General features: G+C 74.1%; 19 protein-coding genes and 1 pseudogene. 4 read left to right on the top strand and 16 right to left on the bottom strand.

What is annotated here, in order from left to right; genetic code table 11:
* From Q0116_RS07780 to Q0116_RS07800, 5 genes and pseudogenes are all read right to left on the bottom strand, one after another.
* Window positions 1–126, bottom strand: a pseudogene (locus Q0116_RS07780) (NADH-quinone oxidoreductase subunit B); the annotation flags it as partial.
* The gene (locus Q0116_RS07785) at window positions 126–542 is read right to left on the bottom strand and encodes an NADH-quinone oxidoreductase subunit A (RefSeq protein ID WP_297886760.1); all 417 of its coding nucleotides are present in this window, start codon (window positions 540–542) and stop codon (window positions 126–128) included. The pseudogene Q0116_RS07780 and the gene Q0116_RS07785, both read right to left, overlap by 1 nt.
* A gap of 189 nt (window positions 543–731) precedes the next feature.
* Window positions 732–1,340, bottom strand: a complete 609-nt coding sequence (gene purE / locus Q0116_RS07790; protein WP_297886761.1) for a 5-(carboxyamino)imidazole ribonucleotide mutase — start codon at window positions 1,338–1,340, stop codon at window positions 732–734.
* 116 nt (window positions 1,341–1,456) lie between these two features.
* Window positions 1,457–2,635 (bottom strand): 5-(carboxyamino)imidazole ribonucleotide synthase, encoded by a 1,179-nt coding sequence (locus Q0116_RS07795; RefSeq protein WP_297886762.1) that lies wholly within the window; start codon window positions 2,633–2,635, stop codon window positions 1,457–1,459.
* 103 nt (window positions 2,636–2,738) lie between these two features.
* A complete protein-coding gene (locus Q0116_RS07800; protein ID WP_297886763.1) occupies window positions 2,739–4,253 on the bottom strand; it encodes a PGF-pre-PGF domain-containing protein in 1,515 nt (504 codons plus the stop codon).
* Between the two features lie 337 nt (window positions 4,254–4,590).
* Here Q0116_RS07800 and Q0116_RS07805 point away from each other — a divergent pair, with 337 nt between their 5' ends.
* Window positions 4,591–5,208 (top strand): hypothetical protein, encoded by a 618-nt coding sequence (locus Q0116_RS07805; RefSeq protein WP_297886764.1) that lies wholly within the window; start codon window positions 4,591–4,593, stop codon window positions 5,206–5,208.
* Window positions 5,209–5,253: 45 nt separating this feature from the next.
* On the opposite strand, the gene Q0116_RS07810 is transcribed toward Q0116_RS07805, so the two are convergent.
* From Q0116_RS07810 to Q0116_RS07820, 3 genes are all read right to left on the bottom strand, one after another.
* A complete protein-coding gene (locus Q0116_RS07810) occupies window positions 5,254–5,988 on the bottom strand; it encodes a hypothetical protein (RefSeq protein WP_297886765.1) in 735 nt (244 codons plus the stop codon).
* Between the two features lie 75 nt (window positions 5,989–6,063).
* Entirely contained in the window at window positions 6,064–7,212 is a 1,149-nt protein-coding gene (locus Q0116_RS07815; protein ID WP_297886766.1) for a cell division protein FtsZ, read from the bottom strand.
* Window positions 7,213–7,326: 114 nt separating this feature from the next.
* A complete protein-coding gene (locus tag Q0116_RS07820) occupies window positions 7,327–8,430 on the bottom strand; it encodes an AI-2E family transporter (RefSeq protein WP_297886767.1) in 1,104 nt (367 codons plus the stop codon).
* A gap of 107 nt (window positions 8,431–8,537) precedes the next feature.
* Here Q0116_RS07820 and Q0116_RS07825 point away from each other — a divergent pair, with 107 nt between their 5' ends.
* Window positions 8,538–9,035, top strand: coding sequence for an NYN domain-containing protein (locus Q0116_RS07825; protein ID WP_297886768.1), 498 nt, complete (start codon window positions 8,538–8,540; stop codon window positions 9,033–9,035).
* A gap of 81 nt (window positions 9,036–9,116) precedes the next feature.
* Here the strand turns inward: Q0116_RS07825 and Q0116_RS07830 are convergent, their stop codons facing one another.
* The 7 genes from Q0116_RS07830 to Q0116_RS07860 form a co-directional block, all read right to left on the bottom strand.
* The gene (locus tag Q0116_RS07830) at window positions 9,117–10,343 is read right to left on the bottom strand and encodes a M20/M25/M40 family metallo-hydrolase (protein WP_297886769.1); all 1,227 of its coding nucleotides are present in this window, start codon (window positions 10,341–10,343) and stop codon (window positions 9,117–9,119) included.
* Complete coding sequence (gene dapF, locus Q0116_RS07835; protein ID WP_297886770.1) at window positions 10,340–11,284, bottom strand: diaminopimelate epimerase; 945 nt, start codon at window positions 11,282–11,284, stop codon at window positions 10,340–10,342. Before dapF ends, Q0116_RS07830 begins: the two co-directional genes overlap by 4 nt.
* A complete protein-coding gene (gene lysA / locus Q0116_RS07840; RefSeq protein WP_297886771.1) occupies window positions 11,281–12,627 on the bottom strand; it encodes a diaminopimelate decarboxylase in 1,347 nt (448 codons plus the stop codon). The genes dapF and lysA overlap by 4 nt, the downstream gene beginning before the upstream one ends.
* Complete coding sequence (locus Q0116_RS07845) at window positions 12,624–13,463, bottom strand: 2,3,4,5-tetrahydropyridine-2,6-dicarboxylate N-succinyltransferase (protein ID WP_297886772.1); 840 nt, start codon at window positions 13,461–13,463, stop codon at window positions 12,624–12,626. Before Q0116_RS07845 ends, lysA begins: the two co-directional genes overlap by 4 nt.
* Before the next feature lie 57 nt (window positions 13,464–13,520).
* Window positions 13,521–14,330 carry a 4-hydroxy-tetrahydrodipicolinate reductase gene (gene dapB / locus Q0116_RS07850; RefSeq protein ID WP_297886773.1) on the bottom strand — a complete coding sequence of 270 codons (810 nt, stop codon included), beginning with the start codon at window positions 14,328–14,330 and terminating at the stop codon, window positions 13,521–13,523.
* Window positions 14,327–15,328 (bottom strand): 4-hydroxy-tetrahydrodipicolinate synthase, encoded by a 1,002-nt coding sequence (gene dapA / locus Q0116_RS07855; protein ID WP_297886774.1) that lies wholly within the window; start codon window positions 15,326–15,328, stop codon window positions 14,327–14,329. Before dapA ends, dapB begins: the two co-directional genes overlap by 4 nt.
* 329 nt (window positions 15,329–15,657) lie before the next feature.
* Entirely contained in the window at window positions 15,658–16,341 is a 684-nt protein-coding gene (locus tag Q0116_RS07860; protein WP_297886775.1) for a haloacid dehalogenase type II, read from the bottom strand.
* 130 nt (window positions 16,342–16,471) lie between these two features.
* Between Q0116_RS07860 and Q0116_RS07865 the strand changes: the two genes are divergently transcribed.
* Window positions 16,472–17,359, top strand: a complete 888-nt coding sequence (locus tag Q0116_RS07865) for an HD domain-containing protein (protein WP_297886776.1) — start codon at window positions 16,472–16,474, stop codon at window positions 17,357–17,359.
* 30 nt (window positions 17,360–17,389) lie between these two features.
* Here the strand turns inward: Q0116_RS07865 and Q0116_RS07870 are convergent, their stop codons facing one another.
* The gene (locus Q0116_RS07870) at window positions 17,390–18,895 is read right to left on the bottom strand and encodes an aldehyde dehydrogenase family protein (RefSeq protein WP_297886777.1); all 1,506 of its coding nucleotides are present in this window, start codon (window positions 18,893–18,895) and stop codon (window positions 17,390–17,392) included.
* A gap of 117 nt (window positions 18,896–19,012) precedes the next feature.
* Here Q0116_RS07870 and Q0116_RS07875 point away from each other — a divergent pair.
* Window positions 19,013–22,552, top strand: a 3,540-nt coding sequence (locus tag Q0116_RS07875; RefSeq protein WP_297886778.1) for a MarR family transcriptional regulator, incomplete at its 3' end; no start/stop codon positions are given.

Here is a 22,552-nt window from a genome sequence, read left to right on the forward strand (position 1 = left end):
CGGCGAGGAGCCGAACGCCTCTCGGAGCCGGGAGTTGAACCGGTCCCCCTGCCCGGTCATCCGGGCGTCTCTGGTCTCGGTTACGACCTGCGATTCGTCGGTGATAAACGGTTGATCGCTGCTCATTAGTTGATGTCCTCCGTGGTTTTTCTGCTGGTCGCGCGGGGACTGCGGGCCCAGCTGATCGCCCCCGACCGCCACGCCCAGACGAGTCCGACCGCGAGGATTCCGACGAAGGCCAACATCGGCCACAGCAGGTCGGCCATCGGAACGCCGGCCTGGATGGCCGGACGGTAGATGACCGCCCACGGGAACAGCAACACGGTCTCGATGTCGAACACGACGAACAACAGCGCGACCATGTAGTACTGGATGTTGAACCGGATCCGCGTCCCGCCCGTCGGGGTCTCGCCGGACTCGTAGGTGGTACTTTTACCGGTCTCAGGCACGCTCGGACGGAGCAGCGCCGACACTGTCATCATCGCTATCGGGATGAGCAGGCCGACGACCGCCAAGGCGCCAATCGCTATCCAATCGCTCATATAGGTCTCCGTAACGTGCTGGGGTTTGGACCGCCCCCTCATAAGCGTTGAGTCTTGTGCGTCCGCGGGCGTGCGGGCCGGTACCGGCCGTTCGCGGTCGAAGCGCCCGCCAAGCGACGGAGCGTCCGCCGTCCGACTCGTCGAGAGGCCCGGAACGGGGGCGGGGCGGAGCCCTCGAACCGCGGCCCGCTACCGGTCGCGGAACCCGTCGATACCGAGGTCGTGGAGGTCGACGGAGACGTCCGCGACGCCGGCCTTCTGCTCGTCGTGGAGGTCGATCAGGCGCTCGGCGACGACCTCGTGTTCGCGCCCGAGGACCTGCGCCGCCGACAGCGCCGCGTTGTACGACTTGCCGGCGTCGACCGCGACGATCGGGGCCCCGGTCGGCATGCCGATCACGGAGTCGACGGACTTCTCCTGGACCGGCACGCCGATCACGGGGACCGGGTACGCGATCGAGGCGGTCATGTTGGGGAGGTCGGCGGACTTCCCGCCCGCGCCCGCGACGATCACGTCTAACCCGCGGGCCGTCGCCGTCTCCCCGTACGCGTACATCAGCTCCGGCGTCCGGTGCGCGGAGACGACGTAGCTCTCGTAGGTGAACCGCGCGTCCGGCGGGTCGGCGAAGTCGGTCTGTTCCGCGAAGCCGAGGTCGTCAAGCGCCTCGTACGCCCCCTCCATCGTCGGGAGGTCCGAGTCGGACCCCATGATGATCCCAACGTCGGGGGTGGTCGCCGGGTCGGCGTCCGCCGCCGCCTCCGATTCGAGCCGCTCGATCAGGTCGTCCACCGTCGTCATGGTCGGGCGTTCGGCGGAGGGCTACAAGGAACTCCCGGATGCGGCGACGCCGGGGCGAGGCGAGGTGGAAGGCGGGGAGTCCGAACGCCGCTCGCGACGGAGGGGTCCCGACCCGGCTACGCGTCGCGGAACGTCAGCCCGTCGCGGAGGGCTCGCGCCCGCGAGAGCAGCGCGTCGCCGTCCGCGCCGTCGTCCGCCGCGTCGGCGTCCGGGGCCGTCACCGTCACGTGTCCCATCTTGCGGAGGGGGTACACGTCGTCTTTGCCGTACCAGTGGAGGTCGGCGTCGGGCGCCGAGAGGACGGACTCGACGTTCCGGAGCGTGGCGGGTCCGGTCTCGTCCACGTCGCCGAGCACGTTCGCCGTGACTGCTGGCGCGACGAGGTCGGTCGGGCCGAGCGGCCAGCCGAGGACGGCGCGGACGTGGTTCTCGAACTGCGAGGTGCGCGCGCCCTCGATCGTCCAGTGGCCGGAGTTGTGCGGGCGCGGCGCGATCTCGTTGACCGACACGTCGCCATCGCGGGTCTCGAACAGCTCGATCCCGTAGACGCCGCGGCCGTCGAGCACGTCGAGCACGTCGCGGGCGACCGACTCGGCCTCGGCGACGACCGCGTCGTCGGCCCGGGCGGGACTGACGCTCTCGCGGAGGATCTCCTCGCGGTGGACCGTCTCCGTGACGGGGTAGGTCCGCGTCTCGCCGTCCGCGCCCTTCAGCCCCATCACGGCGACCTCCCGCTCGAAGTCGAGGAACTCCTCGGCCATCGCGGCCCCGCCGATCTCGTCGAGCGCGGCGGCGGCCTCGTCCGGCGACTCGACCGGGACGTTCCCCCGGCCGTCGTAGCCGCCCTCGCGGGCCTTCAGCATGACGCCGCCGAACTCCTCGACGACCCGTTCGAGCCCCTCTGCGGTCGCGACCGCGACGAACTCGGGGACGGGGATCCCGGCGTCCGCGAGCGCCTCCTTCTGGACAAGTTTGTCCTGGATCGTCTCCAGCGTGGCCGGGTCGGGGTGGACCGCCACGTCGTGCGCCGCGGCCGCGGCCGCCATGCGGTCCGGGTCCGCGAGCTCGATCTCGAACGTCAGGGCGTCGGCGCGGGCCGCCAGTTCGTCGATCGCGTCCGCGTCGTCGAAGTCGGCGACGATCTGGTCGGTCGCGACGGGCGCGGCCGGGCAGTCGGGGGTCGGGTCCAACACGACCAGGTCGACGCCGAGCGGCGCGGCCGCCTCGCCCAGCATCCGACCCAGTTGGCCGCCGCCGACGACGCCGAGCGTCGGTCCCGGAAGAGTGATCGACATACGGGAGCCGGTACCCGACAGAAGTGGATAAGTATTGCCAAAGGTCGAGACAGATATGCGCGAATACGGATCGATCGGTCGGAGACGGCCGCTCGTCGCGGGGCTACTCCCGGCGCAGCAGGAGGAACCCGCCGGCCACGACGAGCAGCAGGCTCACCAGCCCGACGACCTGCGTGAGGCCGATCCCGAAGCCTTCGAGCGGTAGTTCGCCGGAGCCGCCGCCGGTCGACTCGGTCGCCGCATCCTCGCCGGCCGCGCCGCTCCCGTCGCCGTCACCGGAGTCGGCGTCGTCTGACGCCGATTCGACGACCGAGACGGTCCCGACCTCGGTCGAACCGACGACGACGTCGTACTCGCCGACCTCGGGGAACCGCGGCGTGAACGTGACGCGCCGCGTCGCGTCGGCGGGGATCGTCACCGTCCTGTCGGCGACGAGTTCGCCGTCGATCCGCAGGCCGACGTTCGTCGACCCCTCGGCGTCGCCCTCGTTGCGCAGGCGGACGGCGACCTCGGTCTCGGCGTCGGGGGCGACCTCCGCGGCGCCGAGCGACGCCTCCGCGACCGACACGTCGGACTGCGGGCCGCCGACGGCGAAGTACGAGAGGCCGGGCGTCTCGGCGACGTACGTCCCGTCGCCCTCGTACGTCGTCGGCAGTTCGCGCCACCGGTCGTCGACGTAGCGGTACAGCGAGACGTCCTCGGGCGACTCGGCGTCCGAGAACGCCGACATCTCCGTCTCGAAGCGGATCTCCGCGGTCTCCACGTCGCCGGAGTCGAACGTCGTCGGGGCGATCTCGAAGACCGACACCACCTCCGCGTCCTCGTGGTCGCGCACGTCGTCGGGCATCGCGGAGGGCGCCATCGGCGTCACGTCGGTCCCGAACGAGAGGATCTCCGACGACGGGGAGACGGAGAGCCCGACGAGCGTCGCGTTCGACGCCGCGGCCTCCGCGGGGAGTTCGGCCTCGACGACCTCGTCGGCCGCGACGCTCCCGGCGGAGAGGGTCGCCGTGCCGTTCGCCATCTCGACGGACGCCGTCGTCGTCTCGACGGTGTCGCCGGTCGGCGGCGGGGCGACCGCGCCCCCGCTGGTGGCGCCGGAGCCACCGGAGCCGTCGGAACCGTCGCCGCCGTCCGAGCCGCTGCTGCCGTCGGAGCCGTCGGAACCATCCGAGCCCCCGCTGCCGCCTGAACCGTCGGAGCCGTCCGAACCGTCCGAACCGTCGCCGACCGCGAGGTCGACGCGGCGGACCTCGCCCGGCTCCCACTCGATCGCCTCGTCGGTCGCGGCGACCTCGCCGTTGACGCGGAACTCGACGGTCGCGCCCGCGTCGTCGCTCGTCCCCTCGACGACGAGCTTCTGGTCGAACGCCGAGGACCCGCCGTACGCGCCCGGCTGCGTGGTGGTGAGGCTCCCGCGCCGTTCGCCGTCGACGTACGCGGTGACCTCGACGCCCTCCGGGGCGGGCTCCCCGTCGATAGTGATGTCCCCGAAGTAGGCCGCGGGCGTCGGCGGGGGCCCGTCCTGTGCGACGGCCGCCGGCGCGCCGGCGACCGCGGAGACGACCAGTAGCGAGGCGATGACGACCGTCGTCGGCGGCGAGCGTGTTCGTGACATGGGGAAACGTCCCACGCCGGTTCGAACGGATCGGCCCGTCGGAGGCGTCCGAACGTCGCGGGGGGAGGGACGGGCGACACCAAACGGCCCGATATAAGTAGTTATTAACCGATTGCCACGACGGATTACCGGCGCGGCGGCCGCGGTAACGAGTCGTTTCGGCGGCGCGCGACGGGACGCCGTCGGGGGGTTTCCGAGCGCGACCGTCGAACCCCGGCGGCGCGGCGGACGCGGCCCCCGTCTTCGGAACGGAGCGCCGCCACGCGGCCGCGACAATCCCTCATGTTCGCGATCATATCGGCCAATACATACGACGGGGGTCGCCGTAGAGAGTGATATGTTACCAACAGGCACGGAAAGCGACCGGGGAGACGGCGGGCGACCCCGCTGTCGCGGCGACGGCGGCGACCGGGCCGTCGACCGGGCGACGCTACTCGAGCTACTCGGGAACCGTCGGCGGCGGCTCCTGTGGGCGCTGCTCCACCGCCGCGACGGCCCCGTCGACCTCGCGGACGCCTCTCGGCGGGTCGCGGCGCGGGAGCGGGGCGTCGAGCCGGCGGCCGTCGCGAGCGGGGAGCGGAAGAGCGTGTACGCGTCGCTGTACCAGCACCACTGTCCGGTGATGGCCGAGGCGGGCGCGATCGAGTTCGACCGTGAGGAGTCGACCGTCGAGGCGGTCGCCGCGGCCGAGCGACAGCGGTTCCTCGCCATCGAAGTCGATTCGCGGGCCGTCGCCCGGGCGGCCACCGGTGCGCTCGCGGCCGCGGCGGGCGTCGTCGGCGTCGGCTGGACGCTCGGCGCGCCCGTCCTCGGGTCGCTCTCGCTCGCCGGGTTCGGGGCGTCGGTGGGCGTGAGCGTCGCGGTCTCGGCCGCGGTGTACGCGGCGGTGGTCTCGCGTCGGTATCCGGTCCGCCTCGGGGACCTCCTGCGCGCCGCGGACGGGACGGACCGGTGAGTCCGCCGGGTACGGGACGAGCGGACGAGAGACGCGACCCCCGGCTCAGAGGGAGACGCGTTCGAGGTCCGCCTCCAACTCGTCGACGAACTCGTTGTACGCGTCGACGAACCCGCGGAACCGGTCGGCGTACGCCCGGACGTCGGCCGCGGAGGGGGCCTCGTACTGCGAGAGGAGGTAGAGCCCGCCCGAGCCGCCGACCCGGAGGTACGAGACGGCCCCCTCGTCGTACTTCAGCTCCCAGCGGTCGCCCTCGACGCGCGTCGTGAACGTCCCGTAGTCGTCGCTCTCGTAGCGGTATATTTCCCCCGCGATCACCGAGCAGACGTCGCGGATCGCGCCGAGGACGCGGTCGCGCTCGGCCACCACGCCGTCTGTCGTCGCCGGCTCGGGGAACTCGGCGCTCACGCCGTCGAGGACGCCGGAGAGGGAGTCGACGTGGTCGTTCCACGCCGTCACGAACGCCGCGTAGTCGTCGAGCGCGGTCGCCAGCGCGCCCGGCTCCGGCGGCTGCTTCGTGGAGATCACGTACGTGTCCGATCCCGACTTCGGCGAGAACAGCAGGAACTCCAGCTCGCCCGCCTCGTGTTTCACCGTCCACTCGCCGCCCGGCGTCGAGAGGGTCTCCCGTCCGTAGTCGCCGCCCTGGAGCCGCGCGAGCTGGTAGGCGATCTGTCCCGCGTGGTCGCGGACGGCGGCGACGAGCTCGTCGCGGTGCTCCGCGACGGCCGCGGCGTCCCGCACGTCGACGTCGATCCCGAGGTCTGCCTGCGTCGTCACGGGATCGTTCGGCGCGCCACGCGGTTAATCGGTTCGGGTACCCCCGAGTCGCGGGCAGCGCCCGATCGACCGGCGTCAGGCGATCGTCTCGCGCAGCTCGCGGACCCGCTCCGGCTCGTCGATCCCCGACCGGATCACGACCGCGGAGACGGCGTCGCCGTCGCGGACCGGCGCGTCGCCGCTCAGGATCGCGTCCGACTCCGTCTCCTCGGCCAGCCAGCGCCGCCCGTCGGCGATCGCCTCCCGGTTGAGCCACGCGGGCGGCCCCCCGACGACGAGCAGCGTCCGGTCGGCGCGCCCGTCCGGGACTTCGACGGTGCTCTTCCCGCGGGTCGCCTTGCGGATGACCGTCTCGATGGCCGACACCGCGGCGCTCGTGTCCACCTCGGCCGGCTCGTCGGAGCCGAACAGCCCGAGCCCGAACCGCGACCCGGAGTCGGGCGGCTCCACCGCCTGCGTCGCGTGGCCGATCGCCGCGATCTCGCCGTCGCTCCCCACCGCGCGGGCGACGTCGCTCGCGTCGAGCACCTGCTGGGGCGTCTCGGTCCCGTCCGGCGTCTCGCCGGCGCCGAACAGCGCCGCGATCCGCTCGACCGCGGCCTCGTCGAGCCGGTCGCGGGCCCCGGCGAGCGTCTCGCCCGGGCGGAGCCACGCCGCGTTGTCGAACGGGAAGACCGCCGCACAGCGGTCCGAGAGCGCGCCGAGGGTCCGCGCGGCGTTCCGCTCGGCGAGCGGGCGGTGGGGGGTCGGCGGCGACTCGCGCTCCCGGGGCCCGCCGGTCGGGCCGTCGTCGTCCGGCGCTTCCGTCTCGGCCGGGACGGGGAGGAACCCGAAGGCGTAGACCGGGGCGTCGTAGAGCCGCGAGAGCTCCTCGGCGAGCGCGGGGGCCGCGCCCGCGCCGGCCGCGCCGCCGAGGCCGACGACGATCAGGAACGCCTCCGCGAGGGAGGGCTGCTGGTCGTCCATCGCCCTGCCGAGCTCGCTGGCGTGGGCGTCGCCGAGGCGGCGTCCCGCGTGGAGGTCGCCCTCGAGCCCGTCCCCGCCCGCGGCGTCGCCGAACCGGTACCGCCGCTCCTCGCCGAGCGCGTCCAGCGCCCCGAGCGCGTCCATGTCGGTGTCGAAGGCGTTGACGCCCGCGAGGAACGGGTCGGCGTCGTGCGCGGCGGCGAGCCGGTCGGCGATCCGGCCGCCGGCCCCGCCGAGCCCGATGACGTGTAGTCGCATACGTGGCCCGGTCGGCGAGCGGGGATATATGACTTCGGCTCGCCGCGAACGAGCGCCGGGCGGGCGGCGTCGCGGACCCGGGCAGAAGACGCGGCGCGCCGACCGCGGACCGCCTCAGAACTCGTCGATGCGGCGCTGTCGGTCGGGGATCTCCGGGGCCGGCTCGGGTTCCACGCCGAGCAGGCGCAGCAGCGCGGTGTTCGCGAACGTCAGCGCCAACACGAGGATGATGGGCGCGAGGAACAGCCCGTGGAAGCCGAAGACCACCGGGCCGAAGATGTACGCGAGCATGAGCAGGCCGACGTGGGTCGTGTCGCCGCTGAAGTACGGCCGGAGGACGATGTCGGGAATAGTGTCGACGACCACGGCCGCGACGGCGAGGAAGCCGGCGACGTACGCGAGCAGCGAGACGTCGCCGTCGAGCGCGATCGGGATCGACATCGCGGCCGCGATCGGGACGTAGACGATCTTCATCCCGATCACCGGGATCAGGCTCGCGACGCCGGTGAGCGCGCCGGCGAGCGTCGGATACGGGATCTCGACCGCGGCGGGGACGACCGCGTTGTAGCCGAGGTAGGTGACCACCGCGATGATCGAGATGGCGATCACGTTGAGCAGGTTCCCGTACAGCACCGCCTCCAGTTCGTCGTCCGCGGTCTCGAGGTACTCGCGGACGACCGCGTCGTCGTCGAACCGGAGGAGCCACTCGTGGAACCGCGAGCCGTCGATCAGCAGGTAGTAGGTGACGACGACGGTGATGAGGAGGTTGAGCGCGAGCCCCGAGAGGGTGCTCGCCAGCAGCGACGCCTGTTCGGAGACCAGCTCGATGAGGGGGTCGAACTGGCCGGAGCGGTACGCCGCGAGCAGCTCGTCCGTCGTCGGGTTCGACAGCGCCGCCAGGTCGCCGATCACCGAGTTCTCCGCGCCGATGGTGTCGGCGACCGGGTACGCCTCGATGAACCGCCGCGCCTCCAAGACGAGCAGCACCAACGTGTAGCTGACGAGCCCGATGAGCGGGAGCCCGATGACGGACAGCGACACTACCGCGCGGACGCGCGTCGGCAGCCGGAAGCGTTCGAGCCGGTGGTAGAACCGCCGCGTCGAGTAGTAGAGGAAGACGGCGACCGTGAGCGGGGCGACGAACCGATAGGCCACGTAGCCGGCGACGACCGCGACTGCGAGGCCGAAGAGGGCGACGACGAACCGCTTCTCGTCCATGGACCACGGTCTCCAGCGTCCGGTATAAACCATGGTGGTCACCGCGGTCCCGCGGACCCGTCGCGCGGATCCCAAAGCCCCTAACGGCGGGCGCTGAAGTGGGGGGTATGACCGACATTCACCCGGACCAGCGCGTCGCGGTGCTGGCGGACTCGCAGAACCTCTACCACTCGGCGCAGAGCGTCTACTCGCGGAACATCGACTACTCCGGGCTCCTCGAGGGGGCCGTCGCGGACCGGTCGCTCGTCCGCGCCATCGCGTACGTGATCCGCGCCGACTCGCCCGAGGAGGAGAGCTTCTTCGAGGCGCTCCGCGACATCGGCTTCGAGACGAAGATCAAGGAGATCAAGACGTTCGCCGACGGCTCGAAGAAGGCCGACTGGGACCTCGGAATGAGCCTCGACGCGGTCTCGCTGGCGAGCCACGTCGACACGGTCGTCCTCTGTACCGGCGACGGCGACTTCGCGCGCCTCTGCTCGCACCTCCGGCACGAGGGCGTCCGCGTGGAGGCGATGGGGTTCGGCAACTCCGCCGCCGACGAGCTGATCGAGGCCGCCGACGACTTCGTCGACCTCGCTGAGGACGAAGAGAAGTACCTGCTGTAGGGGTCGCCGAGCGTACCGCGCCAGAGGAGCCACCGACGGCGGCGCGGCCGGAGGACCGTCGGCGGCACCGTACCCAGAGAACTACCCGAGCAGCGCCGCCACCACACGCTCGACGGTCGCCGCGGCCGCCTCGACCTCGCGAACCCGGACGTACTCGCGCTCGGCGTGTGCGACCGCGCCGGCGTCGTCGGCGAGGTCGCCGGGGCCGAACACGACTGTCGGCGCCGGCGCGAAGTACGACGCCTCGGTCGCCGCGCCGAAGGGGTGTACTTCGCCGCCTCGCTCCCCCGGGAGGCAGACCGCGTCGCTCGCCTCCCGCGCCGCGTCGGCGACGGTCCGGACGAGTTCGTGGTCCGGGTCCGTCGCGAACGCCTCCAAGAACGGCGACTCCCGGTCGGTCAGCGCGACCGCGGCGTCGACGTCGCGGTCGGGGGCGAGCGACGCCCGCACCGCGTCCGCGAGCGACTCCCGGAACTCCGCGGCGCCCTCCGGCGGCACGCTCCGGCGGTCGACCGTTATCTCGCAGTCGGCCGGCACCTGGTTCGTCGCCGCGCCGCCCTCGATCACGGTCGGCGTGAGCTTCGGGGATCCGAGCTGCGGGTGATCGGTCGCGTCCGCGTCGAACGTCCGGATCGCGGCGAGCGCGTCCGCCGCCGCCGCGACAGCGTTCGCCCCCGCGAACTCCGCGGCGTGGGCGGCGGTCCCGGAGAGCGCCACTGTCGCCTGGAACCGCCCCTTCGCGGCGGTACAGGCGTCGAGCCCGGTCGGCTCGCCGACGAGGAACAGGTCGCCGTCGAGCCGGTCGTCGGTCCCCGGGAGCCGCCCGGTCAGCGCCGCCGCGCCGAGCGACAGCGCCTCCTCGTCGGGCGTGAGCGCGAGCGTGATCCGGCCGCGGTCCGGATCGGCGGCGAGGAAGCCGGCGAGGAGCGCCGCCAGCGGCCCCTTCGCGTCGCACGACCCGCGACCGCGGATCACGTCCTCGCCGGCCGCGGCGTCCGACTCGGCTCCGCCGCGCTCGTCGGCGGTCGCCTCGCCCCGCTCGAAGGGGACGTGCGGCGTCACCGTGTCGAGGTGCGTGTTCAACACAAGGTGCGGGCCCGCCTCGGGGGCCGGGGAGCGCGTCTCCGCGAGGACGCAGCCGTCCGCGACGACCGCGGGGTCGGCCCCGCGCCGTTCGAGCGTCCCGACGACGAACTCGCGCATCTCGTCGACCGACTCGTGAGAGGGAATCGCGACCGCGTCCTCGAGGAACGAGACCGGGTCGAACGCCGACTCCCGGGCCGAGCCGGCGTCGCTCCCGTCGCTCATCGCGGATCGGCGGGGAGCGTCCCCGAGAACTCGTGGGCGACGGGCCCGGTCAGGGTGGCGTGGCCCGCGTCGGGGACGGCGATCTCCAGTTCGCCGCCCGGGGGCCGACTCACCGCGGCCTCGCCGTCGATCAGCCCGAGCCGGCGGGCGGCCGCGACGACCGCGACCGCGCCGGTGCCGCAGGAGCGCGTCTCGCCCTCGACGCCGCGCTCGAAGGTGCGCTGGTCGACGACCGCGGGCCCGTCGCCGCTCCCGTCGTCGACGACCGCCGCGAGGTTCACGTTCGCGCCCTCCGGGAAGACGTCGGCGTGCCGGACCGGGGGCGCGACCGCGTCGAGGTCGACGGCGTCGATCCCGTCGGGGTCGTCGCGGCCGCCGTCGACGAACGCGACCGCGTGCGGGACGCCGGTGTTGACGGCGGTGACGGACAGTCCCTCGACCGGTTCGTCGACCAGGGGGTCGTCCGCGTCGTGGCCCTCCCGGGCGACCGGGACGCGGCGGGGGTCGAACGTCGGCACGCCCATCTCGATGGTGGCCGCGGTCGCGTCCGCGGTCACGGTGGCGCGGCGGGTGCCGGCCTGCGTGTCGATCATGAACTCGCGGTCGCCGGTCCGGTCGTGGGCCCACCGCGCGACGACCCGCGCGCCGTTGCCGCACATCGTCGCGGTGGAGCCGTCCGGCTGGACCAGCGTCATCACGACGCGGGTCGGGTCGAACCGCTCCGCGACGCTGAGGAAGAGGACGCCGTCGGCGCCGCGTCGGTCCGAGCGCGCGCCGCGCTCGTCGGCGTCGAAGTCGCGGCCGTCGACGCCCGTCTCGCGGTCGCAGTGCGCCCGCGCGAACGCCGCGCGGTCCCCGACGCTCTCGGCGGCCGCGTCGACGACGAGGAAGTCGTTGCCCGTGCCGTGGTACTTCTCCACCGGGACGGCGTGCGTGTTCATCGATCGCCTCCCGGTCGCCCCGCCTCGCGTTCGACCGTCAGGAGATCCCCGAGCGTCTCTCGGCGTCGGGTCGTGGTCACAGATCCGTCGTCGAGCGCGACCTCCGCGGGCCGCGGTCGTGAGTTGTATTGGCTCGCCATCTCGTATCCGTACGCGCCCGCGACGCCGACCGCGAGGCGGTCCCCGCGGGCCGGCGCGGCGATCGCGCGATCCTTAGCGAGGGTATCTCCGGTCTCACAGATAGGTCCGGCGACCGTGACAGGGGTTGCCTCCCGCTCGTCGACCGCCGGCTCCCCCTCGGCGCCGCCGAGGTTCCGGATCGGGTGGTACGCGTCGTACATCGCCGGGCGCAGGAGGTCCGTCATCCCGGCGTCGACGCCGACGACCGCCTCGTCCGGCGTCGGCTTCACGGTGTTCACCCGCGTCAGGAGGACGCCCGCGTCCGCGACGACGTAGCGGCCGGGCTCGACCGCGAGCTCGACGCCCTCGGGGAGCGGCGCGACCGCGTCCCGGGTGGCGTCGGCGACGGCTGGCAGGTCGAGCGCCGGGGCGTCCTCCCGGTAGGGGACGCCGAACCCGCCGCCGACGTCGACGTACTCGAGGTCGAGGGGGGCGACGCCCGCGTCGTCCGGGTCGGTCAGCTCGCGCGCCAACTCGCCCATCCGCGCGACCAGTTCGCGGTGGCTGTCGAGCTGGTCCGGGTCGATGCCGGAGCCCGCGTGGGCGTGGACCCCGACCACGTCGAAGCGCTCGGCCGCGTCCCGCGCCGCTTCCGCGGCGCGGTCGTAGGGGATCCCGAACTTCGCGGCCCCGCCGGTGGTGACCTTCTCGTGGTGGCCCGCGCCGACGCCGGGGTTCACGCGGACGCAGACCCGGCCGTCGTAGCCCCGCTCGGCCAGCCGGTCGAGGGTGTCGACCGCGCCGACCGTGACGGTGAGGGCGGGGTCGGTCTCGGCGACGCCGGCGACGTAGTCGAGGTCGCGGGCGGGCGGGTTGACCGCGGTGTAGTGGAGCCGCGCGCCGTCGAAGCCCGCCGCGAGCGCGCGGTCGACCTCGCCCGCCGAGGCGCACTCCGCGTCGAGGCCGGCGTCGCGGACGGCCTCCAAGACGGCTTGACCCGTGTGCGCCTTGACCGCGTACCGCACGTCGGCGTCGGGGAACGCCGCGCGCAGGCGCCCGCAGTTCTCGCGGACCCGGTCGAGGTCCTGGACGTACAGGGGCGTCTCGTGGACGTCGGCCAGTTCGCGGAGGGTGGCGGCGTCCCAGTCGCTCACGCGACGGACCGAGGGGTCGTCGCCGGTCTCCCCGTCCGTCGCCGCCGCGGCCGCGTCGGGGTCGCTCATTCGCGGAGCGCGTCCTCCCGCCGGGTCGCCTCCAGCGTCTCCTCCTCGACGTGCGTCGCCACCACCGCGGGCTTGTACGCGCCGCCCTCGAAGAGGTCGTGGTCGCCGACGGACGACTCCACCATCCGGGTGAACGCGCGGCGCTCGGCCGGGAGGTGGCCGTAGATCACTTCCTCCTCGACGAGGTCGTAGACGGGGATCCGCGGCGTGAGCAGCGTGTTCTCGCCGACGACCGAGTTCTCGCCGACGCGGAAGCCCGAGGTGACCCGACAGCCCGCGCCCAGCGAGACGCCGTCTTCGATGATCACGGGCGCGTCCTCGACGGGTTCGAGCACGCCGCCGATCAGCGTGTTCGCGCCGAGCTTGACGTCCGAGCCCAGCTGCGCGCAGGAGCCGACGGTGTCACAGGAGTCGACGAGCGTCCCGTCGCCGACGTACGCGCCCATGTTGACGAACGAGGGGCTCATCATGATACAGTCGCTGCCGAGGTACGCGCCGCGCCGGATAACGGTCCCGTCCGGCGTGTTGCGGGTGCCGCGCGCCGCGAGGTCATCGGTGTCGCGCAGCGGGAGCACGTCGTGGTAGGTGACGCCGCCGTACTCGCGCGGCTCCGTCTCGCGCAGGCCGAAGTTGAGCAGGATACCCCGCTTGACCCACTCGTTGGCCTCCCACGAGGTGACGTCGTCGCCGGTCTTCTCCGCGGCGCGGACCTCGCCGGCCTCCAGGGCGGCGAGGAAGGCGTCGATGACGTCGGCGTCGTCGGCCGTCGCGTCCGCGCCCGTCAGCCCGTCTCGATAGCGGTTCCAGAGGTCGGCGACGTCGGATTCGAGGCTCATTGGCTGGTGTATGGATGAGTGGCGGTATTTACCCGTCGATACTCGGATGTTCCGGAGTTATTCATCGGCTCCTCCGGCGTCCAGCACGTCGTCGAACCCGTACCAGCCCGGGTCGCGGTCGGCGAGCCACGCGGCCGCGTCGAGCGCCCCCTCGGCGAACACCCCGCGGTCGCCGGCACGGTGCGTGAGCGCCAGGGTCTCGCGGTTGCCGGCCAGCAGGACCTCGTGCTCGCCGGTCACGTCGCCCGCACGCCGGGCGTGGACCCCGATCTCTCCGGACTCTCGCGAGGCATCGCCCTCACGGCCGTGGACGCGTTCGTCGAGGTCGTCGCGCACGCGCTCCACGTCGTCGAGGATCGACTTCGCGGTGCCGGAGGGGGCGTCGCGCTTGCCGTTGTGGTGCGTCTCCGTCAGCTCGACGTCGTAGCCCGGCAGCGCCGCGGCCGCCTCGCGGACCGCCCGGCGGAGCGCGGCCACGCCGCGCGCGAAGTTCGACGCCTTGAGCACGGGGACCGCGTCGCTCGCGGCGCGGAGGGCGTCGACCTGAGCGTCCGCGAACCCGGTCGTTCCGGTGACGAGGGGGACGCCGGCGTCGGCGCAGGCCTCGGCGTACGAGACCGCCGAGTCAGGGCCGGTGAAGTCGACCAAGACGTCCGCCTCCCCGCTCGCGAGCAGGTCGGCGAGGCGGTCGGCGTCCTCGACCGCGACGCCCGCCACCGGGTCGGTCGCGGTCCGGTTGACGGCGACCGCGACCGCGACGCCGTCGCGGTCGGCGGCGGCCTCGATCACCTTGCGGCCCATGCGACCGCCCGCGCCGGTGACGGCGATTCGGAGGTCGGTGGCGGTCGAGTCTCCCGGGCCGCTCATTCCGCGTCCCCCGTCGCCGCGGGGTCGGCGACCGTCGGGTCGAGCGCGCCCGGCGCGTGCTCGTCGTACGCGGTCAGCAGCTCGCGGAGCGACTCGCGGCGGTCCGCGGAGAGCCGCGAGAGCGGCGAGCGGACGCGGGGGCCGCCCCGCCCGCGGACGTGCATCGCCTCCTTCACCGGGATGGGGTTCGTCTCGGCGAACAGCTCGCGGACGAGCGGCGAGAGCTCGTGGTGGAGCGCCCGCGCCCGGCCGTAGTCGCCCGAGAGCGCCGCGCCGACCATCGCGCAGGTGCGCTCGGGCTCGACGTTGGCGACCACGCTGATCGTGCCCGTCCCGCCGATCGAGAGGACGGGGAGCGTGAGCCCGTCGTCGCCCGACAGGACCGCGAACTCCTCGTCGCGGGTCCGCTCGACGACCTCGCTGATCAGGTTGAGGTCGCCGGACGCCGCCTTGTACCCGCGGATGTTCGGATGCTCGGCGAGTTCGACCGTCACGTCCGCCGGGATCGACTCGCCGGTGCGGCTCGGCACGTTGTAGACGATCTGCGGGAGGTCGACCGCGTCGGCGACGGTCCGGTAGTGGTCGAGGAACCCCTGCGGCTCGGGCTTGTTGTAGTACGGCGAGATGAGGAGGAGCCCGTCGGCGCCCGCGTCGGCCGCGCGCCGCGACAGCGAGAGCGCCTCCGCGGTGTTGTTCGAGCCGGTCCCCGCGATCACGGGGATGTCGTCTAGCGCGTCGCGGACCGTCTCGATCACCGCGACGTGTTCGTCGTGGCTCATCGTCGCCGACTCGCCAGTCGAGCCGACGGGGACGACGCCGTCGACGCCCGCGCGTTCGAGGTAGCGGGCGTTCTCGGCGAGCTGGTCGTGATCGACCGCGTCGTCCTCGGTGAACGGGGTCGTCATCGCCGGGTAGACGCCCTCGAAGGGCGCGTCGGTCGGTTCTCGGTCGGTCGCGTCGGTCGTCGCGTACGGCGTGGTTGTCGTCGTGTCCGTCATGGGTTCGGTGTGGGTGGGTGGGATGCGGTGTCGGTCGTGAGACGAGACGGTCGCGGGGTCCGGTCGCGAGGCGAGGCGCCCGCGCGCCCGGCGCGCCGCGAGTCGGGGGTCGTCCGGGACGGGGTCGCCACTCCCGCCGGCGGACGGCTCACGCGCGTTTTTTCGAGAAGAGCCGCGTCGCTGGCGCGGACGGCTGACCGCAGGCGAACGCGGGTCGGGTCACACCGGCACATGTGACGGTTACGCGCTTATGCGTTGTGTCTCGGGCCGAAACTGCCACGGGGCGGCCGCCGGGGCGTTTCCGCGTGTTCCCCGCAACCGGGTTCCGGTCAGGCTCCGAGCAGGTCGGCGAGCCCGTGGAGCGTCTCGACGGTCGCGTCCGGGTCGCCGCCGAACGGCTCCCACGGCGTCCCCTTCCGGTCGACCCACGCGGCCTGCATCCCGGCGTGGCGCGCGCCCAGCACGTCGAACCAGCCGGCGGTGGCGTGGACCACCTCGTCGATGGGCGTCCCGGTCCGGGCCGCGCCGTGGCGGTAGAGCTCGGCCGCGGGCTTGAACGTCTCCACCTCGTCCGCGCTGACGGTGTCGACGACCAGGTCCGCGATGTCGGCGTGGTCGACCATCGACGCGAGCATCTCGGGGTCGCCGTTCGAGAGGACGTAGCAGTCGTACCCCGCCTCGCGGAGCCGACCGATCGCGTCGCGCACGTCGTCGAACACCTCCAGCTCGTGGTACACCGCGAGGATCTCGTCGCGCTCGGCCTCCGGGAGGTCGACGCCGTGCGCGGCGAGCGCGTACGTCAGGGCGTCGCGGTTCATCTCGTAGAACGGCTGGTAGGCGTCGACCGCGTTCGCGACGAACGTGTACGCCAGCGACCGCGACCGCCACAGCCGAGACACCGGCTCGGGGTCGGCGACGCGGTCCGCGAGCGCGGCCTCGGCGGCCTCCACGTCCACGAGGGTGCTGTACGAGTCGAACGTGACCGTCGAGACGCGGTCGGCGTCGAGCGTCATGCCCGTGCCCACAGCGGGCGGCGGCATAAGCGGCCGGGCCGTCGGGGACGCCGGCGCGGACAGGCGACCGTGCGCCCGCCGACCCGTGCGCCTCGCACATTTATCCCGGCCGGGCGACTCTGTGCGACGCATGAGCGACTCTTCCGACGACGCCCCCGATCCGACAGCGAGCGGCGCGCCCGCCGGGCGCGACGAGATCGCCGACGACACCGGCGCGGACCGCCACGAGTACGACCCGGACGCCGCGCACGCGTTCCCCGACGAGCGGCTCAACGAGGTCCTCGCGCGGCTCACGTCGGACGAGGAGGTCACGACCTACCTGGAGGCGCAGAACGTCAACCCGGTCGCCAGGAAGGGGTACAACGACCACGGGGCCAAGCACGTCGAGATCGTCCGCGACCGCGCCCTCCGGCTGTACGACCTGCTCAAGTCCGGCGGCGTCGAGTTCAACGGCGCGCGCCAGCAGGGGCTCGACGAGGCCGACGAACCGGTGATCGTCGCGCTGGCGGCGACGCTCCACGACATCGGCCACGTCGTCCACCGCCACGACCACCCGTACTACTCGATCCCGCTCGCGGCGGATCTGTTGGACGACCTCCTCCCCTCCTTCTACGGCGTCGCCGATCGGGTCCGCGTGAAGGCGGAGGTGCTCCACGCGATCCTCTGTCACCACACCGAGGAACAGCCGCTGACGCTGGAGGCGGGCGTCGTCCGGATCGCCGACGGGCTCGACATGGAGCGCGGGCGCTCGCGGGTCCCCTACGAGGAGGGCGGCCGCGGGATCAACACCGTCTCCTCGCAGGCGATCGAGCGCGTCTCGCTGCGGGAGGGCGACGAGACCCCGGTCCAGGTCGTGATCCGGATGAACAACGCCGCGGGCGTCTACCAAGTGGACTCGCTGCTGAAGGCGAAGATCGACGGGTCGCTCCTCGAAGACCGGATCCGGACCGTCGCGATCAACACCCACAGCGACGGGACGGACGGCAACGGCTCGATCGTGGACCGGATCGAGCTCTGAGGACCGACCCGGAGCGGAACAGCGTCGCGCTCAGGGACCGCGGAGCGTGTCGCCCGCGCCGTTGCGGTGCGGCGCCCGGTCCGCGGTGCTCGTCGCCGCGACGGTCGCGGTCCGCGCGAAGCGGTCCGGCGTGAGCCCCCCGCACAGCTGGCTCCCCTCCGCCGTGCCGCCGCCAAGTACCGGGGCCGCCTCGAACCCGTTCGTCCGTCCGCCGGCCGCCGCGACGCCGGGCTGGTTGACGACGAGGCGCCCCGGGGAGAGCCGCTCCGCGACCCGGCGCGCGCGACGCTGTTGGGTGGTGTGGACCGCCGCGGCGTGAGGCGAGCCGAGGTCGGCCGCGAGCGCGGTCGCGGCGTCGAACCCGCCGCGGCCGTGAACCGCCACCGCGGGGATCCCGGGGAGCGTCGCGAGCGGGTCGGCGGCGGCGTCGGGAGCGGCGACGAGGAAGGCGGCGTCGCGGGCCGCGTTCGGGAGGTCGAGCGCCGACGCGAACCACCGCGGCGAGTTCCCGCGCAGGTCAGTCTCGTCGTCGCCGTCGAGGAGCGCACGGAGGCGGTCGCTCTCGTCCGCGTCGAGGACGTACCCTCCTTCGTCTTCGAGCGCGGCGCACAGCGGGTCGACCGCGGGCGACACCGTGACCACCGCGGCGTCGCCCGCGGGGTGCGCGCCGAAGTCGTAGGTCGCCCCGACGGCGACCCGCGTCGCCACGGCCGCGGCGGGGACCGAGCCGTCGGCGACGGCGACGACGCCGTCGGCGCTCGTGGCGACGTTGGGCGTCCCGCAGCGCTGTCCCGCGGCGACCGTCGCCTCGGAGCCGGCGGCGACCACGAAGTCGGCCCGCTCGAACAGCGCGTCCGCCGCGGGCTTCGAGGCCGGCGCCGGCAGCATCGACACCGCGCCGGCGGGCGCGCCGGCGTCGGCGAGCACGCGGCGGACGGTCTCGACGACCACGTCGCACGTCTCGACGGTCGCGGGCGACGGCGCGAAGACGACCGCGTTCCGGGCCGCGAGCCCGTACAGCGAGAGGACCGCGGGGACCACGACCGGGTGCGTCGCGGGGACCGCCGCGCCGACGACACCGATCGGCCCGGCGACCGTCACCGTGCCGGCCGCGCCGTCGCGCTCAACCACGCCGGCGGTGGGCGCGTCGTGGAGCGAGCGGCGGGCGGCGTCGAGCGCCGTCGCGACCTTCTCCGCCTTCGTCCCCGGGTGGCCGCGCCCCGTCTCGTTGGCCGCCGACCGCGCGAGGCGGCTGACCGTCTCCCTGTCGGCCAGCCGCTCGCCGACCGAGCGCACGAGGGACGCCGCGTCCTCGGGGCTCCACGTCGCTAGCTCGTCCGCCGCCGTCCGCGCCGCCGAGACCGCGCGCGACGCGCGACACGGGGGGTCAGCGGTGCCCGCCCCGCGCCCCGCCTCCGCCGGCGTCGCGCCCCCGGAACCGGTCGCGCTCGGTTCGCCGCGCTCGTCCGTCGCCGCCCCGCCGAGCCCGTCCGCGGAACTCGGCTCGTCGCTCTCGCCGGTGGGGTCCCCGTCCATGGGGCCCACTGCGGCGGCATCCGGCTTATTCTCACCCCGTGGAACACTGTGTCACCCCGCGCGGCGAGTCGTCATCGAAGAAACAATTATGTCGGTGGCTGCGGTGCGGACGGACGTATGAGCGAGCCGTCGGAACTCGTGGGCGTCGTCGAACGTCGCCTCGACTTCCTCGAACGGCTCGCGGCGGAGCCGCTCCGCAAGCACGAGCTCGTCGACGCGCTCGGGCACTCCCGGTCGACGGTGAACCGCGCGATAGACGAACTGGAGGCGGCCGGGCTGGTCGCCGGCGAGACGGACGGCTACCGGACGACGCTCTCCGGGCGGCTGCTCGCGAACAGCTACCGCGAGTTCCTGACGGTCGCCGACGACCTCGCGGCCGCGGGCGACGTGCTCGACCCCCTCGGCGCGGACGTCGACGTCTCGCCGGCGATCCTCCGCGGCGCGGCGACGTACCGGGCCGCCGCCCCGGATCCGTACCGACCGCTGGAGGTGCTCGACGACGCGCTCGCCGACGCGGAGGCGGTCTCGGCCGCGCTGCCGGGGTTCCCGTACCCGCGGGTGGCGGACCGGCTCCGGCGCGTGGCCGCCGCCGGCGGGAGCGTCGACCTCGCGCTGGCGGAGCGGGCGTACCGACACGCGAGCGAGCGCTTCGCCGACGACCTCGGTGCCGTCGCGCGGCGGGACGACTGCCGGATCGCCGCGGTCGATGCCGTCGACGCGGGGGTGGTCGCGGCCGACGACACCGCGCTCCTGCTCACCTTCGACGGCGACGGCACGCTCCACGGCGCGGCGGCCTCGACCGACCCGGAGGCGGTCGCGTGGGCGGAGGCCGCGGTCGACGATCTGGTGGATCGCGGGCGCGAGGCCGGCGAGGCGCTCGCCGCGATCGGCGGCACCGAAACCGGGGAGGCGGGCGGTGAGCGATCCGAGAGCGACGGTTCGGGCGAAGCGACCGGCGACGGTACCCCGGACGCGACCGACCGGGCGAGTCGGGACGGCGGCCCGGAGCCGAGGGGACGGAGCGACGCCGGGGGGCTCTTCGGACGGATCGGGTCGGGCGACGAGGGGGACGGCGCGCTCTCGGCGCAGGGGTTCCACGCGGTCGACGAGGAGCGCCTCGCGGGCGACCCGGACCCGTACGGTCCGCTGCGCGCCACGGCGTCGTTCCCCGAGGTCGACGCGGGACACGTCCTCGACAGGACCGCGGTGCGGGACGGCGAGCGGCGCTCGATCGCCGGACTGCTCGTCGAGGGGCTCGCGGCGGGGACCGACCACGCGCTGGTCGGACCGCCGGGCAGCGGGAAGAGCACCGTCTGCCGGAGCGTCGCGGTCGAGTGGTTCCGGTCGGGACGCGGCCCGGTAACGTACCGACGGAGCGACGGCGGCGACGCCTTCGCCGCGACGGAGCGCCTGCGAGAGCGGGTCGTCGAGGGGGAGGGCCACCACCTCGTGGTCGTCGAGGACGTCGTCGACCCGGGGGCCGCGGAGGCGGTCGCGGTCGCCCGCGATCTGGCCGACCGCGACGACGTCTCGTTCCTGTTCGACGCGCGCGAGGAGCCGTACGACGACCCGGACGGGCTCCCGCTCTCGCCCGCGGACCTCCGCTACCGGCGGTCGATCGAGACCGTCCGGATGCCGCGGCTCGACGAGCGCGAGGTGGAGCGGTTCGTCCGCCACGTCGCCGACCGCACCGGGACGACGCCCGCGGCCGACCCCGCGGCGCTGCTCGCCGACGTGCGCCGCGCCGACGACGAGCGCGTCGGCGAGCTCCTCGCGCTCGTTCACCGGCTCGTGCGCGCGACCGAGGGTCGGCCCGGCCGCGTCGACGAGGCGGTCGAGGCCCCCGACGACGGACCGGAGACGGACCGGGACGCGGCGGACGCGACGCGGGCCGGCGACGCGGGCCCCCGGTCCGGGCTGGAGACGGCGGTCGAGGAGGCAGTCCGGGAGCTCCGGAACCGCCCGCCGCCGACCGTGGGCGTCGCGGTGTTGGTGAACCTCCTCAACGTCGCCGGGGTGGGCGACGCCCGGACGTTAGCGTACGCGCTCGTCGACAACCCGGAGGAGGGCGGCGCGGCGGGCGCGGACGACGGGACTTCGCCGAGCGTCGACGCGGTCCGCCGCGCGCTCGACCGGCTCGTCGGGACGGCGCTCGTCGGGTCGGGCGACGGCGAGTACCGGACCGTCCACGAAGAGTGGTCGGTGTCGTTCCTAGAGCGGCTCCTGGAGCGGGAGCCGGAGCCGGTCGTCGCCAAGTACGTCGGCCGGGGCGTCTCGCAGGTGCTCGCGCTCGCGGACGACCCCGTGCGGCGCGCCCGTGTCCGCCGGGCCGTCGGCGGGGACGCCCCGACGGTTGATCGGATCGAGCGCGACCCGAGCGCGTGGGCGGCCGAGACGGTCCGCGCGGTGTACGGCGTCGGCCGGCGCTACCCGCGGCTCGCGGGGCTGTACGGCCGGGTCCGCTACGCCTGGATCGACCTCCCGGACGCGTGCCCGGCCGACCTCCGCGACCGGCCGCCCGAGTGGGTCGCGCGGATGTACGTCGACGCCGGCGACCTCGACGGCGCGACGGCGGCGCTCGACGCGTGGCGCCCGGTCGACGAGGCCGGCGCGGCCGAGCGACAGCGGGGGTACGGTGACGTCGCGCGACGACGCGGGGAGTACGACGCTGCCCGCGAGCGCTACGAACGGGCCGAGGAGCTGTTCGCGGCGGCTGGCGACCGCGGCGGCCTCGCGGCGGCGGTCCGGGGGCGGGCGCAGGCGGCCCACTTCGACGGCGACTACGAGGTCGCCTACGAGGCGGCCTCGCGGGCGTTCGCCATCGCCGCGGCGCTCGACGACCCGATCGCGATGGCGAAGGCGCTGATGGATATCGGGAACGCGCTCGACGCGCTCGACGCGACGGACGCGGTGCTCGCCCACTACCGCGTCGCCGGCGACCTGTTCCGGGCGCACGACGACACCCACGGGGAGGCGAACGTCCGGACAAACCTCGCGGTCGCGCTGCGCCGGCGCGGCGACCTCGACGCCGCCACGCGGACGGCGAGCCGCGCGCTCGACGGCTACCGGACCGTCGGGGACGAGCACAGGGAGGCTATCTCGCTGCTGAACCTCGCGGCGTTCGCCGAGCAGCGGGGCGCCGTCGCGGAGGCGGTCGCCCGCGCGTCCGAGGCGCGGACGGTCGCCGAGCGCGTGGGGTCGGAGATGTACGAGGCGTTCGCCCTGAGCCACCTCGGCAGCGCGGCGCAGTTCGCGGGCGACCTCGAGCGCGCGGACCGGTTCCTCGCGAGCGCGGCGGAACGCTTCGACGCGCTCGACGCCGACGCCCGGTGCGCGATGGTGACGGCGATCCAGGCGGAGGTGGCGATCGACCGCGGCGATCTGACCGCGGCCGAACGGCGAGTAGAGCGGACCGCGTCGCTGCTCGACGACCACGCGGGGGACAAGCGGCTGGGGGAGTTGGACCGCGTCCGGGGGCGGTTGGCGCTCGCGCGCGGGGACGGGGACGCCGCGGCGACGGCGCTTCGGTCCGCGGTCGACGCCGCGCAGGCGGGCGGGTTCAGACAGTCCGAAGCGGAGGCGCTCGCGGCGCTGGGCGCCGCCGAGGCGGAACGCGGCGACGACGCCGCGGCGGCCGACCGCCTGCGCGCGGCCCTC

It is taken from the genome of uncultured Halorubrum sp., from assembly GCF_937146585.1.
GTDB classification, from domain to species: domain Archaea; phylum Halobacteriota; class Halobacteria; order Halobacteriales; family Haloferacaceae; genus Halorubrum; species Halorubrum miltondacostae.

What these genes read in the sequence shown, in the direction of transcription:
- dapA (WP_297886774.1), bottom strand. Translation starts at nt 15,328, where the DNA reads ATGACGGACACGACGACAACCACGCCGTACGCGACGACCGACGCGACC.
- dapF (WP_297886770.1), bottom strand. Translation starts at nt 11,284, where the DNA reads ATGAACACGCACGCCGTCCCGGTGGAGAAGTACCACGGCACGGGCAAC.
- purE (WP_297886761.1), bottom strand. Translation starts at nt 1,340, where the DNA reads ATGACGACGGTGGACGACCTGATCGAGCGGCTCGAATCGGAGGCGGCG.
- Q0116_RS07865 (WP_297886776.1), top strand. Translation starts at nt 16,472, where the DNA reads ATGAGCGACTCTTCCGACGACGCCCCCGATCCGACAGCGAGCGGCGCG.
- Q0116_RS07795 (WP_297886762.1), bottom strand. Translation starts at nt 2,635, where the DNA reads ATGTCGATCACTCTTCCGGGACCGACGCTCGGCGTCGTCGGCGGCGGC.
- Q0116_RS07805 (WP_297886764.1), top strand. Translation starts at nt 4,591, where the DNA reads ATGTTACCAACAGGCACGGAAAGCGACCGGGGAGACGGCGGGCGACCC.
- Q0116_RS07785 (WP_297886760.1), bottom strand. Translation starts at nt 542, where the DNA reads ATGAGCGATTGGATAGCGATTGGCGCCTTGGCGGTCGTCGGCCTGCTC.
- Q0116_RS07845 (WP_297886772.1), bottom strand. Translation starts at nt 13,463, where the DNA reads ATGAGCCTCGAATCCGACGTCGCCGACCTCTGGAACCGCTATCGAGAC.
- Q0116_RS07870 (WP_297886777.1), bottom strand. Translation starts at nt 18,895, where the DNA reads ATGGACGGGGACCCCACCGGCGAGAGCGACGAGCCGAGTTCCGCGGAC.
- Q0116_RS07825 (WP_297886768.1), top strand. Translation starts at nt 8,538, where the DNA reads ATGACCGACATTCACCCGGACCAGCGCGTCGCGGTGCTGGCGGACTCG.
- lysA (WP_297886771.1), bottom strand. Translation starts at nt 12,627, where the DNA reads ATGAGCGACCCCGACGCGGCCGCGGCGGCGACGGACGGGGAGACCGGC.
- Q0116_RS07830 (WP_297886769.1), bottom strand. Translation starts at nt 10,343, where the DNA reads ATGAGCGACGGGAGCGACGCCGGCTCGGCCCGGGAGTCGGCGTTCGAC.
- Q0116_RS07815 (WP_297886766.1), bottom strand. Translation starts at nt 7,212, where the DNA reads ATGCGACTACACGTCATCGGGCTCGGCGGGGCCGGCGGCCGGATCGCC.
- Q0116_RS07820 (WP_297886767.1), bottom strand. Translation starts at nt 8,430, where the DNA reads ATGGACGAGAAGCGGTTCGTCGTCGCCCTCTTCGGCCTCGCAGTCGCG.
- Q0116_RS07800 (WP_297886763.1), bottom strand. Translation starts at nt 4,253, where the DNA reads ATGTCACGAACACGCTCGCCGCCGACGACGGTCGTCATCGCCTCGCTA.
- dapB (WP_297886773.1), bottom strand. Translation starts at nt 14,330, where the DNA reads ATGAGCGGCCCGGGAGACTCGACCGCCACCGACCTCCGAATCGCCGTC.
- Q0116_RS07860 (WP_297886775.1), bottom strand. Translation starts at nt 16,341, where the DNA reads ATGACGCTCGACGCCGACCGCGTCTCGACGGTCACGTTCGACTCGTAC.